Source organism: Kitasatospora sp. NPDC058184 (assembly GCF_042883725.1).
GTDB lineage: Bacteria > Actinomycetota > Actinomycetes > Streptomycetales > Streptomycetaceae > Kitasatospora.
In genome coordinates, this window is the sequence record NZ_JBHVVE010000001.1 from 229,335 (window position 1) to 243,212 (window position 13,878).

Here is a 13,878-nt window from a genome sequence, read left to right on the forward strand (position 1 = left end):
TACGGCTACGGCTACGGCTGCGGGAAGGCGTTCGGGTCCACGTCGTTGGTCTTGGCGTTGCCGTCGGCCACCGGCTGGAGGGTGATCTCCCAGGAGGTCGCGGTCCGGCCGGTCTCGAACGGGAAGGTGTCCTCGAACTTGGTGAACTGGCAGTTCTGGGTGAAGCCCTTGGCATCGGAGTCCCAGTCCGCGCCGCCGGAGACGTAGACCTCGTACGTCCCGTCCTCCACGCCGTCGACACTGGCGTGCTGCCCCTTGCCGACGAACACCGAGTGCACGGCCTTGCCGTTCAGCGCGAGCGACACCACGGCGTCCACCTTGCCGCCGTTCTCGACCTTGAACACGCCCTCGCCGCGCAGCTTCCCCTTCCGGACCATGGTGCCGTTGTCCAGTGCGCGGGACTGCTGCTGGGGCAGCGGCGGGACGGCGAAGGTGGTCTGGTAGCCGGCCGCGGTCATCGTGACGAGGGCCGCCGACACCGCCGCCAGCCCCTGGGAGGCGCCCAGTTCGGCCTCGGCCGAGCTCAGCGCGCAGACGTCGTGGAACTTGATGTCGCTGCGGACCTTGCCGGCGTCGGTGGCGAGCGAGGTCAGCGCCGCCACCAGTTCCTTCCGCGCCGCCGTCACCCCGGGCGGCTCGTCCGCCACGCTCAGGGACTTGGCGGCGCCCTGCGCGCTGGTGACGATGCCGCCGAGCACGGTGTCGAGGTCGCCCAGGTCCTTGGCGCCGGCCACTTGGGCGAGCGCGACGGTGACCGGGTCGACGCTCGCGCTGAGCACCGGGCCGTACGGCGCCCGGGTCGGGGTCGGCGTCGGCGTCGCGGTCGGCTTCGCCGAGACCCCCGTCCCCGCCGCCCCGGGCGCGGACGAGCCACCCGCCGAACCACCGCCCCCGCCACCGGAACAGGCCGCCAGCACCAGCGCCGTGCCGACGGCCAGACCGGCCTTCCCCACGAACCTCTCGGACCCCGTGAACCTCATGCCCCACCCCCGGGTAGCCGGACCGCGCGCACACCGCGCAGCCGTGCGGTCACACATGGTCCCGAGCACGAACGACCCCGTCAACCCATTACCCGGCGGTCACCTCCGAGGGGCCCTCCGAGGCCGTCTCCGGAGGTCAACTACGATCGGGCCCGTGCTCAGTCTCACCGGACTCCCCCTCCAGATCATCGCCTCGCTCCTCGCGATCGCCGTCTTCGCCGCCACCATGTGGCTCTGGCCGCGGTTCGGCGGGAAGGGCTGGAAGGCGTGGCTGGGCCGGCTCGGGGCGTTCCTGGCCACCCAGGTGTCGGTGCTGGCCGCGATGGGCCTGATCGCCAACAGCTACTTCGGCTTCTACAGCTCCTGGACGGACCTGCTCGGCACCAGCGGCGGGCTCGGCACGGTGGTCGACCACCAGCCCAACGCCTCCGGGGTGGCCGTCACCGGCGAGCAGAAGTTCTACTCCGCGCAGGGCTCGGACCCGGAGCGCTCCGGCCTGATCCAGAAGGTCGACGTCAAAGGAGCCGGCAGCGGCCTGACCACCGAGGCGTACGTCTACCTGCCGCCGCAGTACTTCCAGCCGGACTACGCCAAGCAGCGCTTCCCGATGGCCCTGGTGCTCACCGGCTACCCGGGCACCCCGGAGAAGCTGATCTCGCTGATGCAGTACCCGGCGTCCACGCTGAACGCGATCGAGCAGAAGAAGCTGCCGCCGACCGTCCTGGTGATGACCCGGCCCACCCTGGTCGGCGACCGGGACACCGAGTGCGTGGACGTGCCGAACGGCCCCCAGGTGGAGACCTTCTTCACCAGCGACCTGCCCAAGGCCCTCGCCACCACCTACCGGATCGGCACCGACCCGGCCAGCCGGGCGGTGATCGGCAACTCCACCGGCGGCTACTGCGCGCTCAAGTTCGCGCTGCGCAAGCCCGACGCCTACCGCTCGGCGGTCGCGCTCTCCGGCTACTACGACGCGGCCCACGACGCGACCACCGGCGACCTGTTCGGCGGCAACGACCGGCTGAAGCAGGAGAACGACCTGCTGTGGCGGCTGAAGAACCAGCCGCCCGCCCCGGTCAACCTGCTGCTGACCACCGCGTACGACGAGAACAACTACGACGAGACCAAGGCCATGATCGCGGCCTTCAAGGCCCCCACCACGATGTCCTCCATCACCCTGGACACCGCCGGCCACAACTTCCACACCTGGACCAGGGAGATCCCCCCGGCCCTGGAGTGGCTGGGCAAGCACCTCGCCGTACCGCCATCCGCCTGACGTTCCAGATCACACGCGCCTCACACTCCCGTCTCACGGTTCTCTCAGGCACGCCACCGACGGTATGGCGCATGACCACGAGCAGCTACTCCCCTCCGGCCGGCGAACCGTGGCCCGAGGCCGCGCACTACCCGCCGCCGGAGGTGCCGCGGCCGGACCCGGTCCGGCCGGACCCGGCGCCGCTCTTCCCCGAACAGCCCCTGCCGCCCGCCGGCCCCAAGGGGTTCGCCACCTGGCCCGACCGGCTGCGCACCCTCCCCGCCCGCGCCTGGCGCGGGCGCGCTGACGACCCGCGCTGGGTGCGCCCGGCCCTGCTGGCGCTGCTGGCCGCGACCGCCGTCCTCTACCTGTGGGGCCTGAGCGCCTCCGGCTGGGCCAACTCCTTCTACTCGGCCGCCGTGCAGGCCGGCTCGCAGAGCTGGAAGGCCTTCTTCTTCGGCTCCTCGGACGCGGCGAACTTCATCACCGTCGACAAGCCCCCGGCCTCGCTGTGGCCGATGGCGCTCTCGGCGCGGATCTTCGGCCTCTCCTCCTGGTCGGTGCTGGCCCCGCAGGCGCTGATGGGCGCGGCCACCGTCGGCGTGCTGTACGCGACGGTGCGCCGGCGCTTCTCCCCGCTCGGCGGCCTGCTGGCGGGCGCCGCGCTGGCGCTCACCCCGGTCGCGGCGCTGATGTTCCGCTTCAACAACCCGGACGCGCTGCTGGTGCTGCTGCTGACGCTGGCCGCGTACGGGATGGTCCGGGCCGTCGAGGCGGCGGGCACCCGGTGGCTGGTGTTCACCGGGGTGATGTTCGGCCTCGCCTTCCTCACCAAGACCCTGGCGGCCTTCCTGGTGCTGCCCGCCTTCGCGGTGATCTACCTGGTGGTGGCGCCCACCGGCCTCTGGCGGCGAGTGCGGCAGACCCTGCTCGCGGGCGTGGCACTGCTGGTCTCGGGCGGCTGGTGGGTGGCGGTCGTCGAGCTGATGCCCGCCTCGGCCCGCCCGTACATCGGCGGCTCGCAGGACAACAGCTTCCTCTCGCTCACCTTCGGCTACAACGGCCTCGGCCGGGTCGACGGCAACGAGCGCGGCAGCGTGGGCGGCGGCGCCCGGATGCCGGCCGGGGTCGACCTGCCGGGCGGCGCGGCTCCCGGCGGCGGCCGCGGCTGGGGGCAGACCGGCCTGACCCGGATGTTCGGCACCGACATCGGCGGGCAGATCGCCTGGCTGCTGCCGGCCGCGCTGATCCTGCTGCTGGCCGGCCTCTGGGCGACCCGCCGCTACGGCCGCGCCGACACCGCCCGCGCGGCCTTCCTGGTCTGGGGCGGCTGGCTGCTCTCCACCGCGCTGGTCTTCAGCTTCATGTCCGGGATCTTCCACCAGTACTACACGGTGGCGCTGGCCCCGGCCGTCGCGGCGCTGGTCGGCATGGGCGTGGACGGGCTGTGGCGGGCCCGGCACCGGGTGCCCTGGGCGCTGGTACTGGCCGGGACGCTCGCGGTGACGGCGGTCTGGGCGTTCGTGCTGCTCGGCCGCAGCTCCGGCTTCCTGCCGTGGCTGCGCTGGGCGGTGCTGGTGGGCGGACTGCTCGCGGCGGCCGCGCTGGCGGCCGGGCCGTTCGTCGGACGGGTCTCCGGCCGGACCGGCGCGCGGATCGCCTCGGTGGCGGGCCTGCTGGGCCTGGCGGCGGCGCTCGGCGGTCCGGCCGCGTACGCGGTGGACACCGTGGACTCCCCGCACACCGGCTCGATCGTGACCGCCGGGCCGGGCGTGAAGGGCGGGTCCGGGCCGGGCGGCATGGGGCACCGGGGCGGCAAGGGCTTCCCGGGCGGCACCGGCAACGGGCACTGGTTCGGCCAGGGCGGCCCGGGTGCTCCGGGTGGCCAGGGGGGCTTCGCGGGCGGTCAGGGCGGTCAGGGCGGTCAGCAGGGCTTCGCGCCCGGGCAGGGTTTCCCGGGCGGCGGCACCGGCAACGGCGGCGACCGCGCCAACGGCCGCCACGAGCGCGGCACCGGCGGCGGCACCGGCCTCCCCGGCGCCCAGGACCCCGAGGGCACCGGCACGGGCGGCACGAACAGCACCGGCGGCACGGCCGGCGGCCCGCCCCCCGGCGGCATGGGCGGCCTGCTCGACGGCCCCAAGGTGACCGACGAGGTCGCCGCCATGCTCAAGGAGAACGCCGACCACTACACCTGGGCGGCCGCCGCGATCGGCTCGCAGACCGCGGCCGGCTACCAACTCGCCACCGGCGAACCGGTGATGGCCCTCGGCGGCTTCAACGGCACCGACCCCTCGCTGACCCTGGCCGGCTTCCAGAAGTACGTCCAGGAGGGCAAGGTGCACTGGTTCATCGGCGCGGGCGGCTCCCGCCGCGGCTTCGGCGGCGGCGCGGGCGGCGAGGGCGGGCAGCAGAGCGAGTCCGCCCAGATCGAGTCCTGGGTGACCGCCCACTTCACCGCGAAGACCATCGGCTCGACCACCTTCTACGACCTGACGGCCCCCACCTCCTGACCGGGGGCCGCGACCCCGGAGGGGGCGTGCCGCGCGAAAGCGGCACGCCCCCTCCGCGCTGTCCCCGGCCGGCCCCCTCCGCGCTCAGCCGGACCCCGCCGCCCTCAGTCCGACCCGCAGCGGGTGCCCGCCGCCGGCAGCCGCCCGTCCACCAGGAACGCCGTCACGGCCGCCCGGACGCAGCCGCTCTTGTCGTACGCGGTGTGCCCGTCGCCCTCCCTGGTGAGCAGCACGCCGTGCTCCAATCCGGCGGAGAGCCGCTCGGCCCAGGCGTACGGGGTGACCGGGTCGGCGGTGGAGCCGATCACCAGGAGCGGGGCGCTGCCCGGCGCCCGGACCGGTCGCGGCGGCTCGGCCGGACGGTACGGCCAGGGGCGGCAGTCCGCTTCGAGCAGGGTGCCGACCGGGTCGTGCCCGCTGGTCAGCGGGGCGCGGGCGGCGAGTTCGGCGAGGGCCGGTCGCAGTTCCGCCTCGGTGGGCGGCGGCGGGCCGTCCGCGCAGGAGATGGCGGCGAAGGCGTCGGCCGGGGTCCGGTAGCGGCCGTCCTCGCCGCGGCCGTCGGCGCCGTCGGCGAGGGCGAGCAGGCCGTCGGCGTCGCCCCGGGTGACGGCCGGTTCGAGGGCCTCGCGCAGCCGGGGCCAGGAGCGGCGGCCGTCGGAGAGGACGTCCAGGGTGGCGACCCAGCCGAGCGCGGCGGTGAGGGTCCGGCCGTCGGCGGCGCGCAGCGGGTGGTCGCGCAGGCCGTCGAGGAAGCGGGCGAGGCGCTGCGGGGCGGCGGCCGGGTCGGCGCCGAGCGGGCAGGCCGCCCCGTCCTCGGTGGCGCAGGCGGCGGCGAAGGCCCGGAGCCCGGTCTCGGCGGCGACGGCGGCTTCGATGCCGAGCCGCGCCGCGGGGGCGCTGTGGTCGACGGCGCCGTCGAGGACGAGCCGGCCGGTGCGCTCGGGGAACTCCTCGGCGTAGCGGGCGCCGAGGTGGGTGCCGTAGGAGAAGCCGAGGAAGTCCAGCCGGCGCTCGCCGAGGGCGCCGCGCAGCACGTCGAGGTCGCGGGCGGTGTCGCGGGTGCCGAGGTGCGGGAGCAGGTCGGCGTGCCGGGCGCGGCAGGCCTCGGCGAGGATCCGGGCGTGGTCGTAGGCCGGGTCGTCGGTGGCGTTCCACTGGTCGCGGGTGCGGTCGTCGAGGCAGTGGACGGGGGTGGTGTCGCCGGCGCCGCGCGGGTCGAAGCCGACCAGGTCGTACCGGTCGTGCAGCGGCCCCTGATAGCTCTGCCAGCCCCAACGGACCATGTCGACACCGGAGTTGCCGGGGCCGCCGGGGTTGAGCAGCAGGGCGCCGAGCCGCCGCTTCGGGTCGGCGGCGGGCACCTTGGCGAGGGCGACGTCGACGGTGCGGCCGCCCGGGTCGGCGTAGTCCAGCGGGACCTTGAGGGTGGCGCACCGCACGGCGGCCGTGACCTGGTCGCCGTCGTCCTCGCCGGGGCAGCTCCGCCAGTCGATCCGCTGGTCGTAGAGCGCGCGCAGGGCGGGGGCCGCGGTGGCGGCGACCCGTTCGTCCAGCGGCGGGCGGACGGCCGGGCGGGCGGCGCCCGTGCAGCCGCTCGACAGGGCGAGGGCGAGGGCGGCGGCGAGGGCGGGCACGGCGCGCCCGGCCGACCGGGGGAGCGGGGAGATCATCGGGGCCACCGCCCACGAATACCACCCGGCCCGCGCCCGGCCGTCACCGGGGGCACACCGCGCCCGCCCTTCGACGGCGTGGATTGACGTTTCGTCAGCCGCCGCACAGCTGGAGCATGGTCTTCTTGTCGGCCTCGGTGACGGGCAGCTGGTACTTCAGCGAGACCTGGGCGAAGCGCACCGCGTAGGAGCATCGGATCTCGGTGTTGGCGGGCAGCCAGGAGGCCGGGCCGGAGTCGCCCTTGGAGGCGTTCTGCGAGCCGTCGGCGGGGATCAGGTTCAGCGGGTCGTTGGCGATCTGGACGCGCTTGGCCTTGTCCCACTTGCTGGCGCCCATCTGCCAGTCGTAGGAGAGCGGCATCACGTGGTCGATCTGGATCTTGGAAGCCTGCTGCTTGGTCCACTGGACGCTCTTGCCGGTGTACGGGTCCCAGATGGTCATCGCGGTGACCGTGCAGTCCGAGCCGTCCTTGTGCTCGACGGCGGTGCCGTCGCGGGCCAGCAGGTCGTTGCGGGTGTCGCACTTGTTGCCGCCGAACGGGACGCCCTCGACGTTGTCCGTCCAGGCGGGGCCGAACTCGTTGCGGTCGTAGCCGTCCTTGGTGCCGACGGCGGCGGTGGTGACCTTGGCGATGACGTCCCGGCCGGCCTTCTGCTCCTCGGGGGTGGTCAGCGGCGCCAGGCCGGGCTTGGTGCCGTCCGGGTTCTGCAGCGGGCTGGTGCCGGTGGCCCCGGCGGCGGCGGTGCCGCCGTTGGCCTTGGGGCCGGTCGACTTGTGGTCGCGGCCGCCGATCAGCCAGCCGACCAGCGCGAGCGCGCATATCAGGAACACGGTGGCGGCGGACAGGGTGGAGCGGCGGGCGGGCACGGGGAACTCCGGAGGTCAGGGGCGGGTTGACGGCAAGCCAGCAGACCAGCCGCCCGGGGGGAGGTCAAGCCGACGCCACGCGATCCCGCCGAGCATGTCGAAGCTCACACCCGCTCACCCCCTGGTCCGGGCCCCAGCCCCGGCCGCGCCGTCAGCCGCCGATGGCGGACATCGGGCGGTCGGGCCGGACGAACTCCGCGCTGCCGACGGCGTGTCCGGGCCCCTTGCCCGCCACCGCGGCCCGCCAGGCCGCCTCGATCGCCGCGTCGTCGGCCCCGCCGCGCAGCAGCGCCCGCAGGTCCGACTCCTCCGTCGCGAACAGACAGGCGCGCAGCTGCCCGTCCGCCGTCAGCCGCACCCGGTCGCAGCCGCCGCAGAACGGCCGGGTGACGGAGGCGATCACGCCGACGACCGCGTCCGTACCGGCGATCCGCCACTCCTCCGCCGGGGCGTTGCCGGACCGGCCGACGGGGACGAGGTCGAACCGCTCCCCCAGCGCCGCCAGGACCTCCGCCGCCGTCACCATCGCCGAACGGTCCCACGCCCCTTGCGCGTCCAGCGGCATGGACTCGATGAACCGCATCCGGTACCCGTGCCCGACGGCGAACTCCACCAGCTCCACGATCTCGTCGTCGTTGACCCCGCGCACCGGCACCGCGTTCACCTTCACCGGCCCCAGCCCCGCCGCCCTCGCCGCCGCCAGCCCCGCGAGCACGTCACCGATGCGGTCCCGGCGGGTGATCGCGGCGAAGCGCTCCGGACGCAGCGTGTCCAGGCTGACGTTCACCCGCCCCAGCCCCGCCGCCGCCAGCCCGTCCGCCGCGCGCGCCAGCCCGATCCCGTTCGTGGTCAACGACAACTCGGCCCCCAGCGGGGCGATCCGCCCGACCAGCCCCGCCAACCCCCGCCGCAGCAACGGCTCCCCGCCCGTCAGCCGGACCGACCGCACCCCCAGCCGCTCCACCGCGATCCGCACCAGCCGGACCACCTCGTCGTCCCCCAGCAGCCCGGCGCGCCCCAGCCAGGGCAGCCCCTCCGCCGGCATGCAGTAGGTGCAGCGCAGGTTGCAGCGGTCGGTCAGTGAGACCCGCAGATCGGTGTGGACCCGGCCGAAGCGGTCCACCAGCGGGGGCGGGGCGGGGTCGCGGGCCTCGGTGTCGTGCGGTCGCGTGTCGTACGGAGGCGCGGTGCGCGGGGCGGGGCTGTGCGGGGCGGGGTTGTACGGGGCGGTGTTCATCGGCCCAGTACAGGCGGGCCGGGCCCGCCCCGGCCAGCGGCCGAACCGCCGGTGCGCGGCCGCCGCGCACCGCCTCCGCTTGTGGCTTCCCACAATGCGCGCCCCGGCCCCGACCGGGCAGGCTGGCCCCATGCAGACAGCGCCGACACCCGCCGGACCGGGCCCGGTCGCCGCCCTGGTCCTCGCCGCCGGGGGCGGGCGGCGCCTCGGCGGGCGGCCCAAGGCGCTGCTCCGGTACCGGGGCCGGCCGCTGGTGGAGCACGCGGTGGCGGTGGTCCGGGCCGGCGGCTGCACGGAGGTCACGGTGGTGCTGGGCGCGGCGGGCGAACGGGTCCGGGCCACCGCGCACCTGCCGGGCTGCCGACTGGTCGGCAACCCGGACTGGGCCCAGGGCATGGGCTCCTCGCTGCGGGCCGGCCTGGCCGCGCTGCCGCCGCACGCCTCGGCGGCACTGGTGATGCTGGTGGACACCCCCGGCGTCACCCCGGCCGCGGTGGCCCGGCTGCTGGCCGCCCACCGGGCGGGCGCCGAACTGGCCGCGGCGGCCTACGAGGGGCGGCGCGGACACCCGGTGCTGATCGGCGCCCGGCACTTCGCCGAGGCGGCGGCGGGCGCCCTCGGCGACGCCGGGGCCCGCGCCCTGCTGGCGGCGCACGCGGCGGAGCTCGTCCTGGTCGAGTGCGCCGACGTCGCCGCCCCGGACGACCTCGACACCCCCGCCGACCTGGCCCGCTGGTCCGCCGACTGAACGTCCCGGTCCGCCCCGCCGGGCATCCCCCTCCGGAAGGATTCCTTCCCTACCCGAGCAGGCAGGATCCCCTGATCCGTCCCTGAGGATTGCCCCATTCCGCGTCCTGCGCCGGACATTTCGGGGAGCATGGGAGACGTCCCACCCACCCGACACCGACGGACGGAGCCCGCGATGGCCGGACTGCCCGACGACTTCACCGGACACGACCCCGCGCGGACGGGGCCCGGCGGTGGCGCCCGGGCGATCCGCTGCCCCGCCTGCCGCCGCGAGCACCTCTACGAACCGCCCTCCCTCCCCTGTCCGTGCGGGGCCTCGCTCAAGGTGCCGCTGCTGCGCGGCGGAGTGCCGGTGCAGGTGCGCTTCCGGTCCTGGGAGGACTCCTGGCTGAGCATGCGCTGCCCGCACTGCGGCCGCTCCGACCAGTGGCCGCAGCCCGAGTTCACCTGCAACTGCGGCGCCACCGTCCGACTGCCGGTGGACCGCGCCACCCGCCTGGGCACCGGCACCGCCGCCCCGCTCGCCGCCCCCGGCCCGCAGGCCGCCCGCCCGCTCCCGGCCCACCCGGCGAACGCCCCCGCCCCGGCCCCGCCCGCACCGTCCCCGACCGGCCGCTCCCGCCCGTTCCGCCACCGCGCGCCGTTCCGTCCGCACCCGGTGCGCACCTCGCAGGACGCGGTGTTCACCGCCGCCCGCTACCTGGAGTGGCTCGGCTTCGACGACCTGGAGCTCACCGAGTCCCAGGAGCGCGACGGGGTCACCCTGCTGGGCGGCCGGATGGTCGCCCAGGTGGACACCTGGACCGAGCCCGCCGACGTGAAGTCGGTCGAGTGCCTCTGGCTCCAGACCCTGCACGCCGAGGAGATGGCCGCCGCGATGTTCACCCTCGCGGGCTATTCGCACCAGGCCACCGTGCGCGGCGAACAGCTGCTGGTGGCCCTGTTCAGCCTGGACCTGGCGGGCGTGCCGCAGCCCGCGAACGGCGCCGCCGAGGCCCTGATGGAGACCGGCTGGACCTCCTGACCCACCGGGCGGCCCCGCCGGGCCGCCCCACCGGCCCCTTTCCCTCGCGCACCCCTAGATCATTTCTCTTCCAAAAGCAACAACCTTCGCTCGTGATCTGGTGCACAAGCTCACCCCCGTGTTGAATTGCCGCCACAGCGCGGGCCTTTCGCCCTGTCGTCGCCATGCGTGCGGGTCGTGGCGACAGGGCCTCAGGGGCAGGTCCGTGCCCATGCCGGATGGCGCACACAAGGAGGTGGCGTTGTCGGAGCACGGATGGGACCCGAGCAACCCGGAGGGGCGGGGGCGGGCGGCAGCGGAGGAGCCGGGTGACACCGTGTGGCGGCTGAGGTCCCGGGGGTGCTGGCAGGAGGCCGCCGAACTACTGCGACCGACCGCCGAGCACGACCCGGACGCGGCCCTGGGGCGGGCCGAACTCCTCATCGAGCAATGCCTGTTCACCGCCGCGAACTGGACCCAGGCGGAACAGGCGCTGCGCCTGGCGGAGGCCCTGGCCTCCGGCACCGAGCAGCGCGCGGCCGCCGCCTGCGCCCGCGGCTTCCTCGCGTACGTGGCGAGCGTCCTCGGCCCGCGCGACCGGCTGGACGAGGCACAGGCGGCGCTCGGCCGCACCTCGGCCCTGCTGCCGCCGGACGCCCCGGGCCGCCCGCTGCTGGACTTCCGGCGCGGACTGGTCGCCGAGAACCTGCTGCGCGACCGCAGCGCCGCCTGGATCGCCTACCGGCGGGCGCACGAGGGCGCCGGCGAACGCGGGGACGAACTGCTGCGCTCGTACACCTGGCGGCACCTGGCCGCGCTGGCGCTCTCGCGCGGGGAGCGCGGGAACGCCCGGGAGGGCTTCGACGCCTCCCTGCGGCTGCGCGAGCAACTCGGCTTCACGGTGGGGGTGGCGCCGGCGCTCGCGGCGCTCGCCGAGGTGTCCGAGCCGCCCGAGGCCGCGCGGCTGCGGGCCGAGGCGACCCGGCTGGTGGACGCCCTGGGCGGCGTGCCGGTCTGGCTCGCGCGCCAGCTGAACGCCCTCCGCACAACCGGTGCTCCCCCGGACGGGCGCATCACCAGCGAGACCGGGGGGACGATCAGCTAAGGTGAGGCTAACCTGGCCGGGGGGAGCAGTACCCCGGCCAGGTCGCCTTGCCGTTCCCCGGGCACCGCCATGCCCCGGTCCGGCCGCGTCCGGCGCCGCCACCACCCGGCCGGGCACCGCCGGGCGGACCATGGGCGCCCCGGTCGACCCGATGGGGCCGTCCATGACCGCTAGCAGCACCCGGCCCGGCCCCAGGCCGCGCGTCCCCCGCGCCACCGGGGCGCGCACCCCCGCCCCCACCGCCCCGGGCGCCCCCTCGTACCACCGGCTGTCCGGACTCACCCCCGTCCTGACGGTGCGCTGCGCCCCGCCCCGGCGCGGCGGCGGCTGGCTGCCCGTCGCCGACCTCGCCGCCCGCCCCGAGGCGGTGCGCGAGCTGATCGCCCACGACGCCCGGCAGGGCCTCGCCCGCTACGGGCAGCCGCTGCGCCCGGACGTCGCGGCCGGCTTCGGGCTGCACCGCTTCGTCTGGCCGGTCTCGCTGCTGTTCACGCTGCCGTGGTTCCTGGAGCGGCGCGTCCCGCTGCTCGGCCTCGGGGACGTCGCGCTGCGCCGGCGCCCCGACGCGGTCGAACTGACCGTCCGCCCGGCGGAGTTCGCCTGCCTTCCGGACGACCCGGCGGCCGGGTCGGGGGCGGGTTCGAAGCCCGGGACGGCCGTCGGCCCGGAGTGGGCCCGGACGGTGCCGGACGAGGCGGCGCTGGCCGCCACCCTGCGGTCCGCGCTGGGCGCCTTCCTGGCCCCGGTGCTCACCGCCTTCGGCCCGGAGGCGCGGCGCGGGCCCCGGGTGCTGTGGGCGATGGCCACCGACGCGGTGGTGGAGGGGCTCTGCTACGCGGGCGGGCTGCTCGGGGAGCAGGAGCGGGCGCGCGCCGAACTGTCCGCGCTGCTGGCGCCCGGCGGGCCCCCCGACCCCGCGCGCACGCCCAGCGCGGGCGACCGCCCCGCTCCGGCCCCGGCCCCCTTCATCCCGGGCGCCGGATTCGCGCCCCCGGCGCCCGGGGGCGGCGGCGCTCCGGCCCTGGAGCGCTCCCGGGCCAGCTGCTGCCTCGTCTACACCGCCGATCCGAAGGACATGTGCGGCGGCTGTCCGCGCGTCACGCGGCGTTGACGAAAACCTGTCCGATATCAGGTCCGAAAAGCCCGCGATTCCGGGAAAAGCCCGCTTCATATTCGCATGACAATGCGATGGTAACCGGGTCAGAAATCCCTCTCCTCAGCGCATTGACGGCGAATCGGCCATTTCCTCGCCGCGCGTCCGCCATGATGGTCCCCGCCGTCACGACGCAGAAAAGCGACGCAGGAAAGCGAGGCTGGTTTCGGCGATGAAATTGTCCGACATACCGCTCGGATGGGCGATCACCGTGGTCGTGGGGCTGCTGGTCAGCGCACTCCTGGTGGCCCTGCTCCGCAGCCGGGGGTCCGCCTCCTCCACCGCCGGCACGGATTCCTGGGAACGCTCCGAGGAACGGCGCCGCCGCAAGGAATCCCTGTACGGCGGCGCCTCCTACACCCTGTTGTTCTGCTGCGCGGGCGTCGCGGCCGCCCTCTCCTTCCACGGCCTGGTCGGCTTCGGCGTGCAGAACCTCGGCCTGTCCGGCGGCTGGGAGTACCTCGTCCCGTTCGGCCTGGACGGCGCCGCGATGTTCTGCTCGGTGCTCGCCGTCCGCGAGGCCAGCCACGGCGACGCGGCGCTCGGCTCCCGGCTGCTGGTCTGGCTCTTCGCCGGCGCCTCGGCCTGGTTCAACTGGGTGCACGCCCCGCGCGGCCTGACCCACGCCGGCGCCCCGCAGTTCTTCTCCGGCATGTCCCTCTCCGCGGCGATCCTGTTCGACCGGGCGCTCAAGCAGACCCGCCGGGCCGCGCTGCGCGAGCAGGGCCTGGTGCCGCGCCCGCTGCCGCAGATCCGCATCGTCCGCTGGCTGCGCGCCCCGCGCGAGACCTACGCGGCCTGGTCGCTGATGCTGCTGGAGAACGTCCGCAGCCTGGACGAGGCGGTCGAGGAGGTGCGCGACGACAAGCGGGAGCGCGCCGACGAGAAGCAGCGCCGCAAGCTGGCCGGGCGCCGGGAACGGGCCGAGATCCGGGCGATCAACCGCTCCCACAGCACCTGGCGGCGCGGTGGCGGCACCGCGCGGCGGCTGGGGTCCGGCGCGGAGCCCGCGACGGCCGCCACGGCGGACCGCCCCGGGGTGGAACGCGTCTCGACGAAGCGGGTGTCGGCTGAACGGGTGTCGACGGAACGGGTGCCGGCGGAGCGCGTCGGGGCCGAGCGTCCCGAGGTGGAGCGCCCCGCCGGTCCGCGCGAGGTGGAACCGGCCGAGGGCACGGTCGTCCAGCCGGGCCTGCCGGCCCGTCCGGAGCGGCGCACCATCGACCTCACCCTGGAGGAGGACACCGTCACGCTGCCCCGGCTGGACGAGATGGAACGCAAACTGAAGGACCTGGAGCAGCAGTTCGGCTGACCGCTCCCCCGTCGGCGCCCCGACGCCCCCGGGGG

At 75.6% G+C, this 13,878-nt stretch carries 11 protein-coding genes; 7 read left to right on the forward strand and 4 right to left on the reverse strand.

Annotation, left to right across the window (positions count from 1 at the left end):
* Nucleotides 1-11: 11 nt before the first annotated feature.
* The gene (locus ACFVXH_RS01050) at nt 12-980 is read right to left on the reverse strand and encodes a hypothetical protein (RefSeq protein ID WP_387819442.1); all 969 of its coding nucleotides are present in this window, start codon (nt 978-980) and stop codon (nt 12-14) included.
* Between the two features lie 154 nt (nt 981-1,134).
* On the opposite strand from ACFVXH_RS01050, the gene ACFVXH_RS01055 reads away from it, so the two are divergent.
* Together ACFVXH_RS01055 and ACFVXH_RS01060 are read left to right on the forward strand one after the other, a co-directional pair.
* Nucleotides 1,135-2,256, forward strand: coding sequence for an esterase family protein (locus tag ACFVXH_RS01055; RefSeq protein WP_074001025.1), 1,122 nt, complete (start codon nt 1,135-1,137; stop codon nt 2,254-2,256).
* Nucleotides 2,257-2,327: 71 nt separating this feature from the next.
* The gene (locus ACFVXH_RS01060; protein WP_387819444.1) at nt 2,328-4,748 is read left to right on the forward strand and encodes a glycosyltransferase family 39 protein; all 2,421 of its coding nucleotides are present in this window, start codon (nt 2,328-2,330) and stop codon (nt 4,746-4,748) included.
* A gap of 104 nt (nt 4,749-4,852) precedes the next feature.
* Here ACFVXH_RS01060 and ACFVXH_RS01065 read toward each other — a convergent pair whose 3' ends face one another.
* The 3 genes from ACFVXH_RS01065 to moaA form a co-directional block, all read right to left on the reverse strand.
* The gene (locus tag ACFVXH_RS01065; RefSeq protein ID WP_387819446.1) at nt 4,853-6,418 is read right to left on the reverse strand and encodes an alpha/beta fold hydrolase; all 1,566 of its coding nucleotides are present in this window, start codon (nt 6,416-6,418) and stop codon (nt 4,853-4,855) included.
* Nucleotides 6,419-6,512: 94 nt separating this feature from the next.
* Nucleotides 6,513-7,286, reverse strand: coding sequence for an HNH endonuclease family protein (locus ACFVXH_RS01070; protein ID WP_117487336.1), 774 nt, complete (start codon nt 7,284-7,286; stop codon nt 6,513-6,515).
* 151 nt (nt 7,287-7,437) lie between these two features.
* Nucleotides 7,438-8,523 (reverse strand): GTP 3',8-cyclase MoaA, encoded by a 1,086-nt coding sequence (gene moaA, locus ACFVXH_RS01075; protein WP_387819448.1) that lies wholly within the window; start codon nt 8,521-8,523, stop codon nt 7,438-7,440.
* 130 nt (nt 8,524-8,653) lie between these two features.
* Here moaA and ACFVXH_RS01080 point away from each other — a divergent pair, with 130 nt between their 5' ends.
* The 5 genes from ACFVXH_RS01080 to ACFVXH_RS01100 all read left to right on the forward strand — a co-directional run bounded on the left by ACFVXH_RS01080 (nt 8,654) and on the right by ACFVXH_RS01100 (nt 13,843).
* Complete coding sequence (locus tag ACFVXH_RS01080; protein WP_387819450.1) at nt 8,654-9,271, forward strand: NTP transferase domain-containing protein; 618 nt, start codon at nt 8,654-8,656, stop codon at nt 9,269-9,271.
* Between the two features lie 174 nt (nt 9,272-9,445).
* On the forward strand, nt 9,446-10,294 hold the full coding sequence (locus ACFVXH_RS01085; protein ID WP_241852729.1) for a hypothetical protein: 849 nt from the start codon (nt 9,446-9,448) through the stop codon (nt 10,292-10,294).
* Nucleotides 10,295-10,505: 211 nt separating this feature from the next.
* Nucleotides 10,506-11,378: a hypothetical protein gene (locus ACFVXH_RS01090; RefSeq protein WP_049660965.1), complete on the forward strand. Its 873-nt coding sequence runs from the start codon at nt 10,506-10,508 to the stop codon at nt 11,376-11,378.
* Between the two features lie 163 nt (nt 11,379-11,541).
* Nucleotides 11,542-12,489 carry a (2Fe-2S)-binding protein gene (locus tag ACFVXH_RS01095; protein WP_387819453.1) on the forward strand — a complete coding sequence of 316 codons (948 nt, stop codon included), beginning with the start codon at nt 11,542-11,544 and terminating at the stop codon, nt 12,487-12,489.
* Nucleotides 12,490-12,703: 214 nt separating this feature from the next.
* A complete protein-coding gene (locus ACFVXH_RS01100; protein WP_387819455.1) occupies nt 12,704-13,843 on the forward strand; it encodes a DUF2637 domain-containing protein in 1,140 nt (379 codons plus the stop codon).
* The last annotated feature ends 35 nt before the right edge of the window (nt 13,844-13,878 follow it).

Excerpts from the sequence above, each read along its gene's own strand:
- moaA (WP_387819448.1), bottom strand. The coding sequence starts at position 8,523 with ATGAACACCGCCCCGTACAACCCCGCCCCGCACAGCCCCGCCCCGCGC.
- ACFVXH_RS01095 (WP_387819453.1), top strand. The coding sequence starts at position 11,542 with ATGACCGCTAGCAGCACCCGGCCCGGCCCCAGGCCGCGCGTCCCCCGC.
- ACFVXH_RS01065 (WP_387819446.1), bottom strand. The coding sequence starts at position 6,418 with ATGATCTCCCCGCTCCCCCGGTCGGCCGGGCGCGCCGTGCCCGCCCTC.
- ACFVXH_RS01085 (WP_241852729.1), top strand. The coding sequence starts at position 9,446 with ATGGCCGGACTGCCCGACGACTTCACCGGACACGACCCCGCGCGGACG.
- ACFVXH_RS01090 (WP_049660965.1), top strand. The coding sequence starts at position 10,506 with ATGCCGGATGGCGCACACAAGGAGGTGGCGTTGTCGGAGCACGGATGG.
- ACFVXH_RS01060 (WP_387819444.1), top strand. The coding sequence starts at position 2,328 with ATGACCACGAGCAGCTACTCCCCTCCGGCCGGCGAACCGTGGCCCGAG.
- ACFVXH_RS01080 (WP_387819450.1), top strand. The coding sequence starts at position 8,654 with ATGCAGACAGCGCCGACACCCGCCGGACCGGGCCCGGTCGCCGCCCTG.
- ACFVXH_RS01100 (WP_387819455.1), top strand. The coding sequence starts at position 12,704 with ATGAAATTGTCCGACATACCGCTCGGATGGGCGATCACCGTGGTCGTG.
- ACFVXH_RS01050 (WP_387819442.1), bottom strand. The coding sequence starts at position 980 with ATGAGGTTCACGGGGTCCGAGAGGTTCGTGGGGAAGGCCGGTCTGGCC.